14 protein-coding genes are annotated in these 17016 nt (G+C 71.8%); all 14 read right to left on the bottom strand.

Going from position 1 to position 17016, the window contains the following annotated elements:
- Nucleotides 1-11 precede the first annotated feature (11 nt).
- Nucleotides 12-1178, bottom strand: a complete 1167-nt coding sequence (gene ftsZ, locus DEJ32_RS00245) for a cell division protein FtsZ (RefSeq protein ID WP_110825277.1) — start codon at nt 1176-1178, stop codon at nt 12-14.
- 159 nt (nt 1179-1337) lie between these two features.
- Nucleotides 1338-2687 carry an FtsQ-type POTRA domain-containing protein gene (locus tag DEJ32_RS00240; protein ID WP_110899947.1) on the bottom strand — a complete coding sequence of 450 codons (1350 nt, stop codon included), beginning with the start codon at nt 2685-2687 and terminating at the stop codon, nt 1338-1340.
- Nucleotides 2684-4108, bottom strand: coding sequence for a UDP-N-acetylmuramate--L-alanine ligase (gene murC / locus DEJ32_RS00235; RefSeq protein WP_110899946.1), 1425 nt, complete (start codon nt 4106-4108; stop codon nt 2684-2686). Before murC ends, DEJ32_RS00240 begins: the two co-directional genes overlap by 4 nt.
- Complete coding sequence (murG, locus tag DEJ32_RS00230; protein ID WP_110825274.1) at nt 4105-5241, bottom strand: undecaprenyldiphospho-muramoylpentapeptide beta-N-acetylglucosaminyltransferase; 1137 nt, start codon at nt 5239-5241, stop codon at nt 4105-4107. The genes murC and murG overlap by 4 nt, the downstream gene beginning before the upstream one ends.
- Nucleotides 5238-6578 carry a putative lipid II flippase FtsW gene (gene ftsW / locus DEJ32_RS00225; protein WP_110899945.1) on the bottom strand — a complete coding sequence of 447 codons (1341 nt, stop codon included), beginning with the start codon at nt 6576-6578 and terminating at the stop codon, nt 5238-5240. Before ftsW ends, murG begins: the two co-directional genes overlap by 4 nt.
- Entirely contained in the window at nt 6541-8070 is a 1530-nt protein-coding gene (gene murD / locus DEJ32_RS00220) for a UDP-N-acetylmuramoyl-L-alanine--D-glutamate ligase (RefSeq protein ID WP_110899944.1), read from the bottom strand. The genes ftsW and murD overlap by 38 nt, the downstream gene beginning before the upstream one ends.
- A complete protein-coding gene (gene mraY / locus DEJ32_RS00215; protein WP_110825271.1) occupies nt 8067-9170 on the bottom strand; it encodes a phospho-N-acetylmuramoyl-pentapeptide-transferase in 1104 nt (367 codons plus the stop codon). Before mraY ends, murD begins: the two co-directional genes overlap by 4 nt.
- Nucleotides 9167-10621: a UDP-N-acetylmuramoyl-tripeptide--D-alanyl-D-alanine ligase gene (gene murF, locus DEJ32_RS00210; protein ID WP_110899943.1), complete on the bottom strand. Its 1455-nt coding sequence runs from the start codon at nt 10619-10621 to the stop codon at nt 9167-9169. Before murF ends, mraY begins: the two co-directional genes overlap by 4 nt.
- Nucleotides 10618-12240 carry a Mur ligase family protein gene (locus tag DEJ32_RS00205; RefSeq protein WP_110825511.1) on the bottom strand — a complete coding sequence of 541 codons (1623 nt, stop codon included), beginning with the start codon at nt 12238-12240 and terminating at the stop codon, nt 10618-10620. Before DEJ32_RS00205 ends, murF begins: the two co-directional genes overlap by 4 nt.
- 34 nt (nt 12241-12274) lie before the next feature.
- Nucleotides 12275-14044, bottom strand: a complete 1770-nt coding sequence (locus tag DEJ32_RS00200) for a penicillin-binding protein 2 (RefSeq protein ID WP_110899942.1) — start codon at nt 14042-14044, stop codon at nt 12275-12277.
- A 34-nt stretch (nt 14045-14078) separates the two neighbouring features.
- Complete coding sequence (locus DEJ32_RS00195) at nt 14079-14807, bottom strand: hypothetical protein (protein ID WP_110899941.1); 729 nt, start codon at nt 14805-14807, stop codon at nt 14079-14081.
- A gap of 1 nt (nt 14808) precedes the next feature.
- Entirely contained in the window at nt 14809-15762 is a 954-nt protein-coding gene (rsmH, locus tag DEJ32_RS00190) for a 16S rRNA (cytosine(1402)-N(4))-methyltransferase RsmH (protein ID WP_110889605.1), read from the bottom strand.
- Between the two features lie 105 nt (nt 15763-15867).
- Nucleotides 15868-16299 carry a division/cell wall cluster transcriptional repressor MraZ gene (gene mraZ, locus DEJ32_RS00185; protein WP_110825266.1) on the bottom strand — a complete coding sequence of 144 codons (432 nt, stop codon included), beginning with the start codon at nt 16297-16299 and terminating at the stop codon, nt 15868-15870.
- 291 nt (nt 16300-16590) lie between these two features.
- Entirely contained in the window at nt 16591-16992 is a 402-nt protein-coding gene (locus DEJ32_RS00180) for a DUF3040 domain-containing protein (protein ID WP_110825265.1), read from the bottom strand.
- Nucleotides 16993-17016 lie beyond the last annotated feature (24 nt).

Here is a 17016-nt window from a genome sequence, read left to right as displayed (position 1 = left end):
GCGGGGCCGACTCACTTCAGGAAGTCGGGGACGTCGAGTTCGTCGTCGTCGTCGAAGGCCGGGTCGGCGGCGCGCTGCGCCGGCGGCTCGTGCTCCTGCGACGCCCAGGACGGGGTCGTGTGGCCGGAGTCCTCGATGCGGTTGGACGAACCGGTGGCGACGGGCACGGTGGCACCGGCGTCCGGGTCGACGTAGCTCGAGCGGCGCTCCTGGTGCTGCTGCTGCGACGGCTCGCCGCCGTCGAAGCCGGCGGCGATGACGGTCACGCGGACCTCGTCGCCGAGGGTGTCGTCGATGACCGCACCGAAGATGATGTTCGCCTCGGGGTGGACGGCCTCCTGCACCAGGCGGGCGGCGTCGTTGATCTCGAAGATGCCGAGGTTCGAGCCACCCTGGATCGAGAGCAGCACACCGTGTGCGCCGTCGATCGAGGCCTCGAGCAGCGGCGACGCGACGGCGAGCTCGGCCGCCTTGATCGCCCGGTCCGCCCCGCGGGACGACCCGATGCCCATCAGGGCCGAGCCGGCACCCTGCATGACGCTCTTGACGTCCGCGAAGTCGAGGTTGATGAGACCCGGGGTCGTGATGAGGTCCGTGATGCCCTGGACACCGGCGAGGAGCACCTGGTCGGCCGTGGCGAACGCCTCGACCATGGAGATGCCGCGGTCGGAGATCTCGAGCAGACGGTCGTTCGGCACGACGATGAGCGTGTCGACCTCGTCCTTGAGGCTCGCGACGCCGTTCTCGGCCTGGGACTGGCGACGCTTGCCCTCGAAGCCGAACGGCTTCGTGACGACACCGATGGTGAGGGCGCCGATGGACTTCGCGATGCGGGCGACGACGGGGGCGCCACCGGTCCCGGTGCCACCACCCTCACCGGCGGTGACGAAGACCATGTCCGCACCGGCGAGGGCTTCCTCGATCTCCTCGGCGTGGTCCTCGGCGGCACGTCGGCCCACCTCGGGGTCGGCGCCGGCGCCGAGACCGCGGGTGATCTCGCGACCCACGTCGAGCTTGACGTCGGCGTCGCTCAGGAGCAGGGCCTGCGCGTCGGTGTTGATGGCGATGAACTCGACGCCGCGGAGGCCGAGTTCGATCATGCGGTTGACGGCGTTGACACCGCCGCCGCCGACACCGACCACCTTGATGACGGCGAGGTAGTTGTGGTTCGTGGTCACGTCTGTCCGGCCTCCGGTCAAAACCCTCAACCTGTGCTTGAAGTTCAGAGTTCTAGCTGCTACGAATGGTGCTGGTCCCGACGCTACGGGTGCCGTCCGCTCGGTGACGACCCGCCACGCCGCGTGTCGTCGATGCCGCCCGGCAATTGTCCGCCGCCGTCAGGACCGCGGTCGGATGATCCCGTTGTCGGGAGCCGACACGTCGAACTCGACCTCGGTGTCCGGCGACCGCTGCGCGTGGTCCGCCACGAGTGCCGCGAGCAGGTCGGCCTTCGCCGCAGACTCGTCCGGGCTCCCCCACACCACGCTGGACCCGTCCCGCATGCTCAGGGTGACGTCGTCCGACGTCGAGGCGGCGATGCCCGAGACCTGCTTCCGGACGTCCGTCGGCATCGCCAGGACGACCTCCGTCATCGTCCGGAACACCATCGAGCCGAGCTTCGCCCGACCGATGTCCGCCAGTGGCATGTCGTCCGGCCGCTTCGTCGACGACTGCACGACGATCCCGGCGGGGTCGACGAGGTCGAAGCCCTTCCCGGACTGCACCGCGACGACCGGGGTCCGCTCGGTGACCGTGACCACGAGGGTGTGCGGTGGTTCCTCCTCGGTCACGTAGCGCTCGATGAGCGGGAAGCCGGCGATCCGCTCCTGCACCTCGTCCAGGTCGATCCGGGCCAGGGGTGTGCCGATCTGCCCCGACAGCGCGGCCCGGACCTCGGCGGCGTCGACGCGGTCGGTGCCCTTCACCTCGATGGTCCGGAGGGCCATGAGCGGCGAGTACACGGCGACGAGCACGGACGCGACGAGGACGACGACGACACCGCCCGCCGCGAGCCACGCTGCACGTCGGTGTCGGCTCCGCCGCGTGAAGCGCCGGACCTCGGCCCGCTCGAGCAGCCGACGGCGCTTGCGGGCGACGCGGGCCTCCCGTGCGGTCTCCGCCGCACGGACGCGCGCGCCGATCGGGGTCGTCGAGGGGACGTGCGGCGCGACGTCCGGCGCGCCGGGGCCGTCGTGTCCGAGGTGACGGTCGTCGTCGGTCCCGCCGAGCGCGGCCGACCTGCCGGCCCGGTCCGTGCCGCTGTCCGGGGTCGTGCCGCTGTCCGGGGTCGTGCCACTGTCCGGGGTCGTGCCGGCGGACGGGGCCCGGTCGGCGTCCGTCGCCACCCGGACGCGCGGACGGGAGGCCCGACCCGGTCGGGTGGTGCCCGTATCGGCCGGCCCGGTCGACCGCTCGTCCTCGGTGAGGTCGACCTCCGGCAGGTCCGGCAGGCCGGTCACGCGTCCGGCGGTGCCGCCCGCGTCGCGACCCACACCACGTTCGGCGCGCTCGTCCGCAGCCGGCGTGCGGGACGCGCGTCGGGCCTCCCGGGCGCCGTCCAACGCGGCTCGGAGACCCGCTGTCCGGGACGGACGCCGGGCTTCCCGCGCGCCGTCGGCAGGAGCGGCGGACCCGGCGTGGCGGTCGTCGAGCCCGGCGTGCTCGTCGAAGCCCTCGGGTCGCTTCACCGGCCCGCGGCCCCGGGTCCGGTCTGCAGTGCGGTGAGCACCTGCGGGATGATGCGGTAGACGTCCCCGCAGCTCAGGGTCATCACGATGTCGCCGTCCCGTGCCACGGCGGCCGCCCGTGCCGACGCCTCGGCCCAGTCCGGCAGGTAGTCCACACGGCTCTGGTCCGCGAAGCGCTCCTGCACCAGCGCGCCCGTGACACCGGGCTCCGGGTCCTCGCGGGCGCCGTACACGTCGAGGACGACGGTGTGGTCGGCGAGCTCCTCGTACACGCTGGCGAACTCCCCGGCCATCATCCGGGTGCGCGAGTACAGGTGCGGCTGGTGGATCGCGATGATCCGACCGTCGCCCACGACGTCGCGCGCGGCGCGGAGCGCCGCGGCGACCTCGGTCGGGTGGTGCGCGTAGTCGTCGTACACGGACACGCCGCGCTCGACGCCGTGCAGCTCGAAGCGACGCTCGGTGCCGCCGAACGCCTCGATGCCGCGCACCGCGTCCGCCGGGTCGACGCCGAGGCCGACGAGCACGGCGAACGCGCCGACCGCGTTCACCGCGTTGTGGCGACCGGGGACCCGGAGTGCCAGGTGGTACGAGGCGCCGCCCCAGCGGAGGTCCACGCCGACACCGGCACCCTCGTCGACGCGCTCGATCCGGACGTCGGCGTCCTCGGCCTCCCCGAAGGTGACGATCTCGGGAGCGTCCTCGCGCTCCCGGAGGCCCGCCGTGACCCGCACCGCTCCGGCGTCGTCGCTCGACACGACGACCCGCTCCCGCGCCTTCGCCGCGAACTCGACGAACGCGTCGATGAAGGCCTGCTCGCTGCCGTAGTGGTCCAGGTGGTCGGGGTCGACGTTCGTGATGAGCGCGACGGCGACGTCGTAGAGCAGGAAGGAGCCGTCGGACTCGTCCGCCTCGACGACGAACAGGTCGCTGCTGCCCGGCGCCGAACTCGTGCCGAGGGACTGGATCACACCGCCGTTCACGAAGCTCGGGTCGAGCCCGAGTTCGACGAGCGCCGTCACGACCATGCCCGTCGAGGTCGTCTTGCCGTGCGCGCCGGCGACCGCCACGAGGCGGTGCGAGGAGATCAGGGCGGCGAGGGCCTGCGAGCGGTGCAGGACCGGGAGCCCGCGGCGCTTCGCCTCGAGCAGTTCCGGGTTGTCCGGCCACAGCGCGCTCGTGACGACCACGGTGTCGGCGTCGCCCAGGTTGGCGGCGTCGTGCCCGATCCGGACGTCCGCGCCGAGTTCGCGCATCCGGCCCGTCGTCGCGGTCTCGCGGGAGTCGCTCCCCGAGACCCGGTGGCCCGCGGCCAGGAACATCCGGGCGATGCCGCTCATGCCGGACCCGCCGATGCCGACGAAGTGCACCGTGCCGAGGTCGTCCGGGATCGGCTGGGTGAGGTCCGGCTTGATGGTCATGGTTCCTCCGTGGTGCTGGTGGTGCTGGTGCCGGTCGGTCGGCCGGTGCTGCTCCCGCGACGTCCGGCCGCGGCGGCGAGCACGAGTCCCGTCATGCGGTCCGCGCCGTCGCGGTGTCCGACGCTGCCGGCGCGGACGGCCATGTCGGCGATGCCGGCACGGTCCTCCAGGACGGTCAGGAGCTGCAACGTCACCCAGTCGGGCGTGAATTCCGCGTCGTCGACCAGCAGCGCTCCCCCGGCGGCGACGACGTCTCGCGCGTTGTGCCGCTGCTCGCCGTTGCCGACCGGGTACGGCACGAGCACGCTCGGCAGGCCGACCGCCGTCAGCTCGCAGACCATGCCGGCACCGGAGCGCGAGACCACGAAGTCGGCCGCGGCGTACGCCAGGTCCATCCGGTCGCAGTACGGCAGCACGTGGTAGCCGTCCAGGTCGCTCGGCCCGATGTCGGACGCCGCGCCCACCACGTGCAGGATCTGCCAGCCGGCGCCGAGGATCGTCGCCGCGGCCCGGTGCACCGTGCGGTTGATGCTCCGGGCACCCGAGGACCCGCCGGTGACGAGCAGCACGGGACGGTCCGGGTCGAGTCCGAACTCCGCGAACCCGGCGGCACGCTCGGCACGACGGTCCAGACGCTCGATCTCCCGGCGCAGGGGCATGCCGACGACCTGCGAGTGTGGCAGCCGGGTGTTCGAGAACGTCACGCCGACGTGCGTGGTCAGCACCGCCGCCATCCGGTTCGCGAGCCCGGGCTTGGCGTTCTGCTCGTGCACGACGACGGGCGTCCCGGTGCGCTTCGCCGCCACGTACGCCGGGGCGGCCGCGTACCCGCCGACACCGAGGACCACGGCGATCTCGCGCTCGCGGATGATGCGCTCGGTCCGGCGGACGGCGGACCAGAACGCGCCCGGGAACCGGAGTGCGGCGGCGTTCGGCTTCCGCGGGAAGGGCAGCCGCGGGATCGTGACGAGCTCGTACCCGCGCATCGGCACGAGCCGGGACTCCAGGCCCTCGGCGGTGCCGAGCACCAGGACCTCGTCCTCCGGCGACCGCTGGGTCAGCCGGTCGGCCACCGCGAGCAGCGGGTTGACGTGGCCGGCGGTCCCGCCGCCGGCGAAGAGGAAGCGGCTCACCGCAGGGCTCCGTTCTGCGTCCCGGGTGCCGGGGCGGTGGTGCGTCCGGGCGCACCGCTCCGACCGGGACCGCCCGACCCGGTGCGGGCCGGCAGGTCACGGGCGAAGGACAGCACGACGCCGATCGCGACGAGGGTCATGATGAGGGCCGATCCACCGGCCGAGATGAGCGGGAGCGGGACGCCGAGCACCGGGAGCAGCCCCAGGACGACGGCGATGTTCACGAGCGCCTGCCCGATCACCCACGCCAGCACACCACCGGTGACGGTCCGCACGAACGGGTCCGGCGAGAGCCGGATGACCCGGATCATGCCGATCGCGAGCACCACGAACAGCGCGAGGACGACGACGGCGCCGATCAGGCCGAGCTCCTCGCCGACGATCGCGAAGATGTAGTCGTTGTCCGCCTCGGGCAGCCACGACCACTTCAGCTTCGAGTTGCCGAGTCCCACGCCGAACACCCCGCCGGACGCCAGCGCCCACATGCCGTGCACGGGCTGCCAGCACAGGTCCTGGGCCTGGTTCGAGTCGGTGCAGCCGGACAGCCACGCACTGATACGCGTCTGGCGTGAGCTCGAGGCCATCGTGACGACCGGCAGCATCACCGCGATCGCGACGACGCCGACCGCGAGGTGTCGCAGTCGCACCCCACCGACGAAGAGACTGCCGAAGACCAGGATCATCATGATCATCGCGGTCCCCTGGTCCCCGCCGAGGAGCACCAGGCCGATGGACACCGCGGTCGCGAGCCCGACCGGGATGAAGACCTCGCGCCAGTCGTGCAGCTTCTCGCGCTTCCGGAAGAGCACGGCGCCGATGCCGAGCACGAGCGCGAGCTTGAGGAGTTCGGACGGCTGCGCGGTGAACGCACCGAGGCCGATCCAGTTCCGGTTGCCCTGGATGTCGATGCCCATCGGGGTGAACACGAGGAGCTGCAGGACGAGCCCGGCACCGAGGATGCGCATCGCCCACCGCCGCCAGAACTCGCCGGGGAACCGGCTCACGACGAGCATGAGCGGGACGCCGATGAGCGCGTACAGGCCCTGCTTCGCGAAGGCGCCGAAGAAGCCGTGCTTGTAGCGGTACTCCTCGACGCTCGACGACGACAGCACCATCACCACGCCGAAGACGACGAGGAAGAGCGTGACGCCGAGGATCGTGTAGAACGTCGTGGACTCGGCCACGAACACGTTCTTCACCGCGACGACGGCCCCGTTCGACCGGCGACGCGCACCGTCCACCCCGGCACCCACGCGCGCGGAGGCGGCCGCGCCCGCCGCGCCGGCGCGTGCTCGGGCGCTACGGCCGTTCGTCGGAAGATCCGTCGGTGTCGCCATCGGCGTCGCCTCCCAGGTGCTCGTGGACCGCAGCCGCGAAACGCTCGCCCCGGTCTGCGTAGGAACCGAACTGGTCGAACGACGCCGCCGCCGGGGCGAGGAGGACCGTGTCGCCCGGTCGCGCGACCGAAGCGGCATGCCGGACCGCCTCGGGCATGACCTGCTCAGTGTCCGTCGCTTCCACCTGCAGCACCGGGACCGTGGGCGCGTGTCGTGCGAATGCCTCGAGCACCGGAGCCCGGTCGGTCCCGATGACGACGACGGCGCGCACCCCGGGGCCGAACCGCTCGACGAGCCCGTCGATGTCCACGCCCTTGAACAGGCCGCCCACGATCCACACGACCGGGTCGAAGGCGGACAGGGACGCCGTCGCCGCGTGCGGGTTCGTCGCCTTCGAGTCGTCGACCCAGGCGATGCCGTCCGCGGTCGCGACCGACTCGGTGCGGTGGTGGTCGGCGCGGAAGGCCTGCACGGCGGCACGGACGGCACTCGGCTGCACGGCCGCGGCACGCGCCAGGGCGGCCGCCGCGAGCACGTTCGCGGTCATGTGCGGGCTGTCCAGGCCGGCGAGCTCCAGGTCCGCGACGGTCGCGAGCTCGAGCGCGCTGTTGCGGCGGTCCTCGGTGAAGGCGCGGTCGCAGAGCACGTCGTCCACGACGCCGACGTCCCCGGGCGCGGGGACGCCGAGCGAGAACCCGACGGCGCGGCACCCCTCGACCACGTCGGCCTCCTCGACCATGTGCCGGGTGACCTCGTCCGCCGTGTTGTACACGCACGCCATCACGGTGCGCTCGTAGACCTTGGCCTTCGCGGCCCGGTAGGCCTCCGCCGACCCGTGCCACTCCAGGTGGTCGTCGGCGATGTTCAGGCACGCCGACGCGAGCGGGACCACGGCACCGGGCCCGGTGGTCGGCATGTAGTGGAGCTGGTGGCTGGAGAGCTCTACGACGAGCACGTCGAAGCCCTCCGGGTCCCGCACGACGTCGAGCACCGGCACCCCGATGTTCCCGCAGGCGACGGCACGGAGTCCCCCGGCGGCGTACATCGCCGTCGCGAGCTGCGTCGTCGTGGTCTTGCCGTTCGTGCCGGTGATCGTCACCCAGGGCGCGGCGACCGGCCCCGTCACGACCTTGTCGCGCACGCGCCAGGCGAGCTCGATGTCGCCCCACACGGTGCTGTTCGCCACAGCCCAGGCGACGGTGGGGTTGTGCGGCGGAAGCCCGGGCGACACGACGACCAGGTCCGGGGCGTGCTCGACGAGCGCCGCGGGCACGGTGTCGAGCGGCGTCTGCACGAACCGCGCCCCGATGACGTCGAGCAGCTCGACGCTGTCGGCGGGAGCGTCGGTCGAGTAGACGACGACCTCGCTGCCGAGCTCCGCGAGCGTGTCGGCGACCGAGAACCCCGTCGAGCCGAGGCCGAGCACCGCCACCCGCAGGCCCTTCCAGCCTCCGGCGTACCAGCTGTCGAGACCGTTCAGGCGTTCGCTCATTGGACTCGTGCGATCCATTCCAGGTAGAACAGTCCGACCCCGGCCGCGACGCAGAGCCCCGCGATGATCCAGAACCGGACGACGACGGTCACCTCGGCCCAGCCCTTGAGCTCGAAGTGGTGGTGCAGGGGGCTCATCCGGAAGATGCGCTTGCCGTGCGTGATCTTGAAGTACGCGCGCTGCAGGATGACGGACCCGGTGACGATGAAGAACAGGCCGCCGATGAGGATGAGCAGGAGCTCGGTGCGGCTGAGGATCGCGAGCCCGGCGAGGGCACCGCCGAGGCCGAGCGACCCGGTGTCACCGAGGAAGATCTGCGCCGGCGAGGTGTTGTACCAGAGGAAGCCGATGAGGCCGCCGCAGACCGCCGCCGCGACGACGGCGAGGTCGAGCGGGTCCGTCACCGTGTAGCAGGCGTGCCGGGTGCTCTCGTCGATCCGGGCACCGCCGCAGATCTGGTTCGACTGCCAGAAGCCGATGATGACGTACGAGCCGATGGCGAGGATGCTCGACCCGGTCGCGAGCCCGTCGAGCCCGTCCGCGACGTTGACGCCGTTCGAGGTCGACACGGTGAGCAGCACGATCCAGGCCAGGAACAGGACGGTCCCGATGACCGTGCCGAGCGCCATGAAGTCGAGCCACGGGACGTCGCGGATCGCGGAGATCATCGTCGAAGCCGGCGGCTTCCCGTTGCCGGTCGGGACCACGAGGGCGATCGTCGCGAAGACGACCCCGACGATGACCTGGCCGAGGACCTTGGCCCAGCCGCCGAGCCCCAGGCTGCGCTGTCGGCGCACCTTGAGGAAGTCGTCGACGAAGCCGACCACGCCGAGCCCCACCATGAGGAACAGCACGAGCAGCCCGGACAGCGTCACCGGGTCGCGCCCGGCGAGGTGCCCGACGAAGTACCCGATCACGGCGCCCAGGATGAGGACGATGCCGCCCATGGTCGCGGTGCCGCGCTTGGTGTGGTGCGACTGCGGACCGTCGTCACGGATGAACTGCCCCCACCCGAGCCGGTGGAACAGCTTGATGAACAGCGGCGTGAGCAGCAGTGTGAACACCAGCGACACGGCGCCGGCGACGAGGAGCGCGATCATTCGGGGACACCTCCGAGGCGGTCGCCGACGAACCGCAGCCCGGCCGACTTCGAGGACTTGACCAGGACGACGTCACCCGGACGCACGATCTCCTGGAGGGCACGGACGGCGTCGTCGACGTCCTCGATGAACACGGACTCGCCGTCCCACGACCCCTCGAGGGTGGCGGCCTGGTGCAGGGCCATCGCGCCGCGGCCGACGACCACGAGCTGTCCGATGCCGAGCCGCACCACGAGACGACCGATCCGGTCGTGCTCCTCGACGGAGTACTCGCCGAGTTCGGCCATCTCGCCGAGGACGGCGACGGTGCGCTCGCCCGGACGGGCGACCTGCGCGAGCGTGCGGAGCGCGGCTGCCGTGGAGTCGGGCGACGCGTTGTAGGCGTCGTTGATCACGGTGACGCCGTCCGGCCCCTGCAGGAGCTCCATGCGCCACCGCTCGGCGCGCGTCATCGACGCGAGCGCGGCGGCGCCCTCGGCCAGCGGCACGCCCCACAGGTGCGCGACGGACAGCGCCGCGGCGGCGTTCATGGCGTGGTGCTCGCCGAGGATGGCGAGACGGACGTCGACGGTCTCGGGGGCCCCGGACGGGCCTCCCGGCACGGCGTCCGCCGACTCGACGGGAGGCGCGGTGAGTGTGAACCGGGTGCCGTCGCGGTCCGTCGTGACACCACCGATGCGGTAGTCGGCACCGGCGGAGGTGCCGAAGCCGACGACGCGGGCGGCGGTGCGCCCGCGCATCCGTGCGACGCGGTCGTCGTCGACGTTGAGGAGGGCCGTGGCCGTGGCGGGCAGGTCGGTGACCATCTCCGACTTGGCGCGCTCGGTCGCGTCGATCCCGCCGAACTCGCCGGCGTGCGCGAGGCCGACCTTGAGGACGACACCGACGTCCGGCTCCGCGATGCGGACGAGCTTCGCGATGTGGCCGATGCCGCTCGCGCCCATCTCCACCACGAGGAACCGGGTGTCGGCGGTGATGCGGAGCATCGAGACCGGTGCGCCGACGTGGTTGTTGAACGAGCCCTCGGGCGCGACCGTCTCGCCGACGCGCGACAGGATCGTGCGGAGCATGTTCTTCGTGCTCGTCTTGCCGTTCGAACCCGTGATGCCGACGACGCGCAGGGCACCGGCGGCACGGACGCGGGCGACGACCTCGTGGGCGAGGGCCGCCAGGGCGGCGTAGCCGTCGGCGACGACGATCTGCGCGGTCGGGGCGTCGTCCGGCAGGTCGACGGCGCGTTCGGTGACGACGAGCGCTGCGCCGGCGTCGGCGGCGGCCGGGACGAAGCGGTGCCCGTCGGTCTCCTCGCCGAGCAGGGCGAAGAAGACGCTGCCGGACGCGACCAGACGCGAGTCCGTCTCGACGGAACCGGTGACGGTCGTGTCGGCGGCACCGCGGACGAGCTCGCCGTCGACCGCTGCGGCGATCTCGGCGAGGGTCAGCGCGATCATCGAGCGTCCTCCGTCGGACCGGCGTTCGGTTCCCAACCGGCTTCGCGGAGCGCGGCGCGGGCTTCATCACGGGCCGAGTACGGCGTGCGGACACCCTGGATGTCGCGGTAGTCCTGGTGGCCGGGGCCGGCCCAGAGGATCGAGTCGCCCTCGCCGACGAGCGCGACCGCGGCACGGATCGCCGCCTCGGGCGGGCTGACCTCGTGGATCTCGTGGTCCGGGTAGGCGGCACGGGCGGCGTCGACCAGGGTCTTCCGGATCGACGCGGCGTCCTCGAAGCGCGGGTGGTGGTCGGTGACGACGAGGACGTCGGAACCCTCCGCCGCGACGCGGGCCATGTCGGCGCGCTTCGTGGTGTCGCGGTCCCCGTCGGCGCCGAAGAGCATGACGACCTTGCCGGGGGTGAACTGCCGGACCGCCGCCAGGGTGTTGAGGAACGCGTCCGGGCTGTGCCCGAAGTCGACGTAGACGCTCGGACCGGTGTCGCCCGAGACGCGCTCGGTCCGGCCGGGCAGGTAGCACTCGATGGCGCTCACCACGGTGCCGTCGGTCTCGTCCGGGTAGCGGCGGTGGTTCGTCTCGAGCGCCTGCGCGATCGCACCGAGCTCGAACCCGCCCTCCACGAGCATGACGATCGCCAGTGCGGCGTTCGCGGCCATGTGCCAGCCGATGAGCGGCACGCGCGTGGTGAGCTCGCGGCCCTCCGGTCCGGTCAGGCGGAACTCGGTGTAGGCCGCGTGCGCCTCGACGATGTCGACGTGCCACTCGGCCTCGACGTCCGGGTGCACCGTGATGGTCGTCACGGGGATGCGGGAGTCCTGCACGACCCGGTGGCCCCAGTCGGTGTCGAGTGAGACGACACCGCGACGGCCGTGCTCCGGCTGGAACAGCGGCAGCTTCGCCTGGAAGTACTCCTCCATGTCGGCGTAGTCGTCGAGGTGGTCGTGGCTGAGGTTCGTGAAGGCGACGACGTCGAACACGATGCCGTCCACCCGGTGGCGGCTGAGGGCCTGAGCACTGACCTCGACGGCCACCGCGCGCACCTCGCTCTCCCGCATCCGGGCGAGGAGGGCGTGCATCTCGCTGGCCTCCGGCGTGGTGAGCCGGCTCGTCACGCTGAGCGACCCGATGTGGCGCTCGGCGGTGGAGCTCAGCCCGGTGACCAGACCGAGCTGCTTGAGGACGCCTTCGAGGATGTACGACGTGCTCGTCTTGCCGTTCGTCCCGGTGACGGCGAAGAGCTGCGGCAACTCGGCCTCGTCGGGGTTCGTGCGGTAGACCCACGCCGACACGTCGCCGAGCGCGGCCCGGGGGTCCTCGACCTCGAGCACCGGCAGCCCGGAGGCCTCGGCGATCGCGACACCGGCGGCGTCGGTGAGCACGGCGACGGCGCCGCGCTCGGCGGCGTCCGTGGCGAACTCGGCACCGTGGCGGTTCGCCCCGTGCACGCCGACGAACAGGTCACCGGGCTGCACCTCGGCAGCGCTCAGGGTGACGCCGGTCGTCTCGACGCCGTCGAGCGATCCGACGACGCGGAGCCCGAAGGCGTTCGCGAGTTCGGCGACCGGCCGCGGGGTCGGGTGTTCGGGCCGGAGGACCGGGGGGATCCGTGCTGACAAGTGCTCCTTCTTCCTCACCACGTGGACAGTGCGGCTACCAGGTGGACGGGTAGGTCCGCGCCTCTGTCGTGGAGGGGGCGACTCGGTACTTCTCGAGCACCTGGGACATGAGTGTGCGGAACGCCGGAGCCGCTCCGCTCGACCACTTGGTGGTCTGCGGCTTCGTGAACGTCACCGTGACAACATACTGGGGGTCCTCGGCGGGTGCCATTCCGGCCACCGAGATCACACGCTCCGCGCCGTAGCCCTTCGCGCCGTCCGCGACCTCGGCCGTGCCGGTCTTCGCGGCGATGTTGTAGCCGGAGATCGGCTTCATGCCGACGAGTGTGCCGCCGGTGACGACGCTCTGCAGCATGTCGACCGTCTGCGACGCCGCCTGCTCGGAGACGACCCGCTTCTCCTGCACGTCGGGCGCGTCGATCGTCCTGCCGTCCGCGGTCTCGCAGCCCTTCACCATGTGGAGCGGGATCCGGACGCCGTCGTTGGCGAGGGTCTGGTAGACGCTCGACACCTGCATGGCGGTCGTGACGATGCCCTGTCCGAACATGGAGTTGATGTCGGTCTGCTGGTCCCACTGCGGGCTCGCGCCGTAGTCCATCGTCGGCTGGCCCGGGTAGTCGATGGCGGGCTCAGGCTCGAAGAGGCCGAAGTCGCGCATGACGTCGTACCGCTGCTGGGTCGACAGCTTCGCGCCGAGGTCGGTGATCCCGACGTTCGAGGAGTCGCGGAGGATGCCGGTGAGCGTCAGGTTCTCGGTCGGGTGGAACTCGGAGTCGTGGATGGTGCCACCCCACGGGAACGTCCTGGAGTACGGCACCACGGCCTGCGTCGTCGGGGTCGCGAGCCCCTTGTCGATGAGCGCGGCGGCGATCGCGGCCTTGATCGTGGAGCCGGGCTCGTAGGCCGCGGTGAGGGCGCGCGAGCCGTACGCACCGGGGTCGGTCGTCGCGTCGACGTCGTTCGGGTCGACCGTCGGGTAGTCCGCGACGGCGAGCACCTCGCCCGTCTTCGCGTTGACGACGGTGGCGGTCGCCGACTCCGCCTTGAGCTGCTGCGCGGCGTCGGCGATGTCCTGTGACGCCATGTACTGCAGGTCGCTGTCGATGGTGGTGACGAGCGTGCCGCCGTCCTTGGCGCGCTTCTTCGTCACGGTGCTGCCTGGGAGCTGCACCCCGTCCTCGCCGCGCTCGTACGTCTCGGAGCCGTTCGTGCCGGCGAGGCACTTCTGGTACGCGAGCTCGAGGCCGGCCTGGGCGCCGTCCGTCCCCATGAAGCCGGCGATGTTGCCCGTCGCCGCGGCGGTCGGGTACGTGCGCGAAGCCTGCTGCTCCTTGTAGACCCAGGGGATGCCGAGCGCGGTGACCGCCTCGTAGTGCTTCACGTCGATGCCCTTGACCAGGTAGGCGAAGTCCGACCCCGGGTCGGCCGCGATGGCCGCCTGCATCTCGGCGACGTCGCCGCCCGACGCCTGCGCGACGGCGGCGAGTGCCTGCTCGACGGTGACGTCCTTGACGCGGCTGCCGCCGAGCTTCCCCTCGAACCCCTTGACCAACCGGGGCGAGGTCGTGATGTTGTACCGGACGACGCTCTCGGCGAGTGCGGTGCCGTCACGGTCGACGATCGAGCCCCGCGTGCCGTACAGGGTCACGGGGATGCTGCGCTTCGACTCGGCGGCCTTCGTGAGTTCCGCGGCCTGCACGACCTGGATGTCGACGAGGCGGACCACGAACACCGCCACGAGCGCGATGACGGCGAGCATCACGACGCTGTAGCGGAGGCGGCGGGAGCGGAGGGTCTTCGTCACGAGCGGCCTTTCCGGGATGGAGCTGCGCCCCGGGTCACCGGGTCGTGGGTGCCTGGAGCTGGTTCGGGTCGGACTCTACGGAGGACCCCGCGGAACCCTCGTCCGACGCGCTGGCCGCGCCGGTGTTCCCAGCGTCGGCGGCCGGTGCCGGAGCTGCGGGGGCCGGAGCGGCGGCGGCCGGAGCGGCAGGCGCCGGAGCGGCAGGGGCCTGGCTGCTGGCCGCCGGTGCCGTGTCCGAGGCGCCGGTCTCCTTGCTCGTGGCGGTGTCCCCGGCCTGGGCTGCGAGGGGGACGTCACCGAGCAGGGCGTTCGGGACCTGGTTCGCGGTGTTCCCCGTCGCTTCCTCCGGGGTCGCGGGCTTCGGCGTGCCGTACACCGTCCCCGTCTTCGGGTCGAGGTAGACCGGCGTCGAGTTCGCGATCATCCCGAGGGCCTGCGCGTTCCGGGCCAGGTTCTGCGGCGACTCGAGCACCTTGAGGTCCTCGGACAGGGACGCCTGGGTCCGCGTCAGCCCGGTCTGCTCGCTCTTCAGGGAGCTGAGCGTGTAGGCGCCCTGGCTGAGCGCCATGCTGATCCCGAGCTGCGCGAGGAGCAGGACGCCGAGCGCCGCGATGGCCACCACGGCGTAGGCCACCCGGGGGCGGGCACGCCGCTGTGCCTTCGTCGGGGCGACCTCGACGAGCTCCGGGCGGCGGTCGCGGTCCGGGCGCGGGGCACGCGACGGGGCGACGACAGGGTCGACGAGTGCGAGGTTCGTGCTCATGTCACTTCCGGATCCGCTCGGCCGCGCGCAGGCGCACGGGGGTGGCTCGGGGGTTGGCGGCGCGTTCCGCCTCGTCGGCCTGTTCCGCGCCCTTGACGACGAGGGTGAAGGTCGGCGCGTGCTCGGGGAGCTCCACCGGCAGGTCGGCCGGTGCGCTCGAGGTCGTGCGCTCGACGAGGGCCCGCTTCACGATGCGGTCCTCGAGGGACTGGTAGGACTCGACGACCAGGCGGCCGCCGACCCGGATGCGGTCGAGCGCGGCGGGGATCGCGCGCTCGAGGACGCTCAGTTCGGTGTTGACCTCGATCCGCAGCGCCTGGAAGACGCGCTTGGCCGGGTGCCCCTGGCGCTGGATCGCGACGGGGGTGGCGTCGTGGAGCACCTGCACGAGGTCGCCGGACATCGTGAAGGGCGTGGTCGCCCGGCGTTCGACGATCGCCTTGGCGTAGCGGCCGGCGAGCTTCTCCTCGCCGTAGCGCTGGAAGATCCGCCGGAGTTCGCGCTCGTCGTACTCGGCGAGGACCTCGGCCGCGGTGATGCCCTGCGTCCGGTCCATCCGCATGTCGAGCGGCGCGTCCTGGCTGTAGGCGAAGCCACGCTCGGCCCGGTCGAGCTGGAGTGACGAGACGCCGAGGTCGAACAGGACCCCGTCGACCTCCGCGATGCCGAGCCCGTCGAGGGCGGCCGGGAGTTCGTCGTACACGGTGTGCACCAGGTGCACACGGTCGCCGAAGCGAGCCAACCGCTCCCCCGCGATGCCGAGTGCGTCGGTGTCGCGGTCGAGGCCGACCAGGGTCAGATCGGGGAACCGCTCGAGGAGGCCCGCCGAGTGTCCGCCCATGCCGAGCGTGGCGTCGACGACGACCTTGCCCGGACCCTCGAGGGTCGGGGTGAAGAGGTCGACGATGCGCTCGAGCATGACGGGGGTGTGCGGGAACCGTTCGGGTGTGCTCATCTGCGCCCCTGCCCTCCTGGGCCGCGGGTCCGGATCCCCATCCATGCGACCTGACACCGGGGAAGGTGTGTCAGGGCTTCACGGCTGGGAGTCCCGATCCACGGATCAGAAGATGCCCGGGATCACCTCCTCGTCGTTCTCGGCGAAGGCCTCTTCGGCCTCGGCGTAGTAGGCCTCCCATGCGCTGGTCGACCAGATCTCGGCACGGTCACCGCTGCCGATGACCGTCAGGTCCCGCTCGAGCCCCGCGTACTCGCGGAGGTTCTGCGGGATCGTGACGCGGTTCTGCTTGTCGGGCTGCTCCGCGCTCGCTCCGGAGAGGAACAGGCGCATGTAGTCACGGGTGCGCTTCGACGTCATCGGTGCCTGGCGGATCCGTTCGTGGAGTTCCTCGAAGGTCCTGGCACTGAAGACGACCACGCACCGCTCCTGGCCGCGGGTCATGACGAGTCCCCCGGACAGTTCGTCCCGGAACTTGGCGGGGAGGATCACGCGACCCTTCTCGTCGAGCTTCGGGGCATGGGTACCGAGCAGCACGTCGGGGCCTCCCCTCAGCTCCACTCGTCGTCGTCATCCCCCACGGTACTCCACTTCCCTCCACTCCGCTGTGCAAACGCCCCACTGAGATGCCCCGGCACCCCTACTGGGGGTCTCCAGCGTGCGCCGACCACGCCCACGACCCCGGATCTGCGCGGATCGTGGCGTGACGGCCGCCGGTGGAGCGGAGTGGAGGGGAATCCGCGGGCCGAGGGCGCCGAGACCGCCCGGAGGGCACAGAAAAACGGGGCCGGCCTCGGAAGGCCGACCCCGTGGAGGGATGTGGAGGAGCTAGTCCTGCTGGTTGCGCTTGTCCCAGCGCTCGTTCATCCGGTCGATGAAGGAGCCGCCGGATGAACCCCGTGCGGGACGGGCCCCACCGCGGGCTCCTGGTCCGGACGACGCGGTCCGGGTCGGGCGAGCGGTCGGGGTACGACCACCGGGGCGCAGGGCGAAGAGGACCCCGCCGAGCATGACGACGAAGCCCAGCACGCCGATCAGGGGCTGCTTGATGACCAGGCCCAGCACGATCACCCCGACGCCGACGAGGCCGATCAGGACGCCGATCGTGATCGCGGTGTACGTCGGACGGCCCTGGCGGCGACTGACGCGCGCCACGAAGTCGGAGTCGTTCTGGTAGAGGCTCCGCTCCATCTCTTCGAGGAGTCGTTGCTCTTGCTCCGAGAGCGGCATCTTGGTTCCCTCTTGTTCCTGGGA

This window comes from Curtobacterium sp. MCPF17_046 (assembly GCF_003224295.1).
Taxonomy (GTDB): domain Bacteria; phylum Actinomycetota; class Actinomycetes; order Actinomycetales; family Microbacteriaceae; genus Curtobacterium.
Note: the sequence above shows the minus strand (reverse complement) of the source record. Positions and strands in the feature narration are given on the sequence as shown.

Coding starts and splice junctions, on each gene's coding strand:
- murC (WP_110899946.1), bottom strand. CDS start 4,108: ATGACCATCAAGCCGGACCTCACCCAGCCGATCCCGGACGACCTCGGC.
- ftsW (WP_110899945.1), bottom strand. CDS start 6,578: ATGGCGACACCGACGGATCTTCCGACGAACGGCCGTAGCGCCCGAGCA.
- murD (WP_110899944.1), bottom strand. CDS start 8,070: ATGAGCGAACGCCTGAACGGTCTCGACAGCTGGTACGCCGGAGGCTGG.
- mraY (WP_110825271.1), bottom strand. CDS start 9,170: ATGATCGCGCTCCTCGTCGCCGGCGCCGTGTCGCTGGTGTTCACACTG.
- murF (WP_110899943.1), bottom strand. CDS start 10,621: ATGATCGCGCTGACCCTCGCCGAGATCGCCGCAGCGGTCGACGGCGAG.
- DEJ32_RS00195 (WP_110899941.1), bottom strand. CDS start 14,807: ATGAGCACGAACCTCGCACTCGTCGACCCTGTCGTCGCCCCGTCGCGT.
- rsmH (WP_110889605.1), bottom strand. CDS start 15,762: ATGAGCACACCCGAACGGTTCCCGCACACCCCCGTCATGCTCGAGCGC.
- DEJ32_RS00180 (WP_110825265.1), bottom strand. CDS start 16,992: ATGCCGCTCTCGGAGCAAGAGCAACGACTCCTCGAAGAGATGGAGCGG.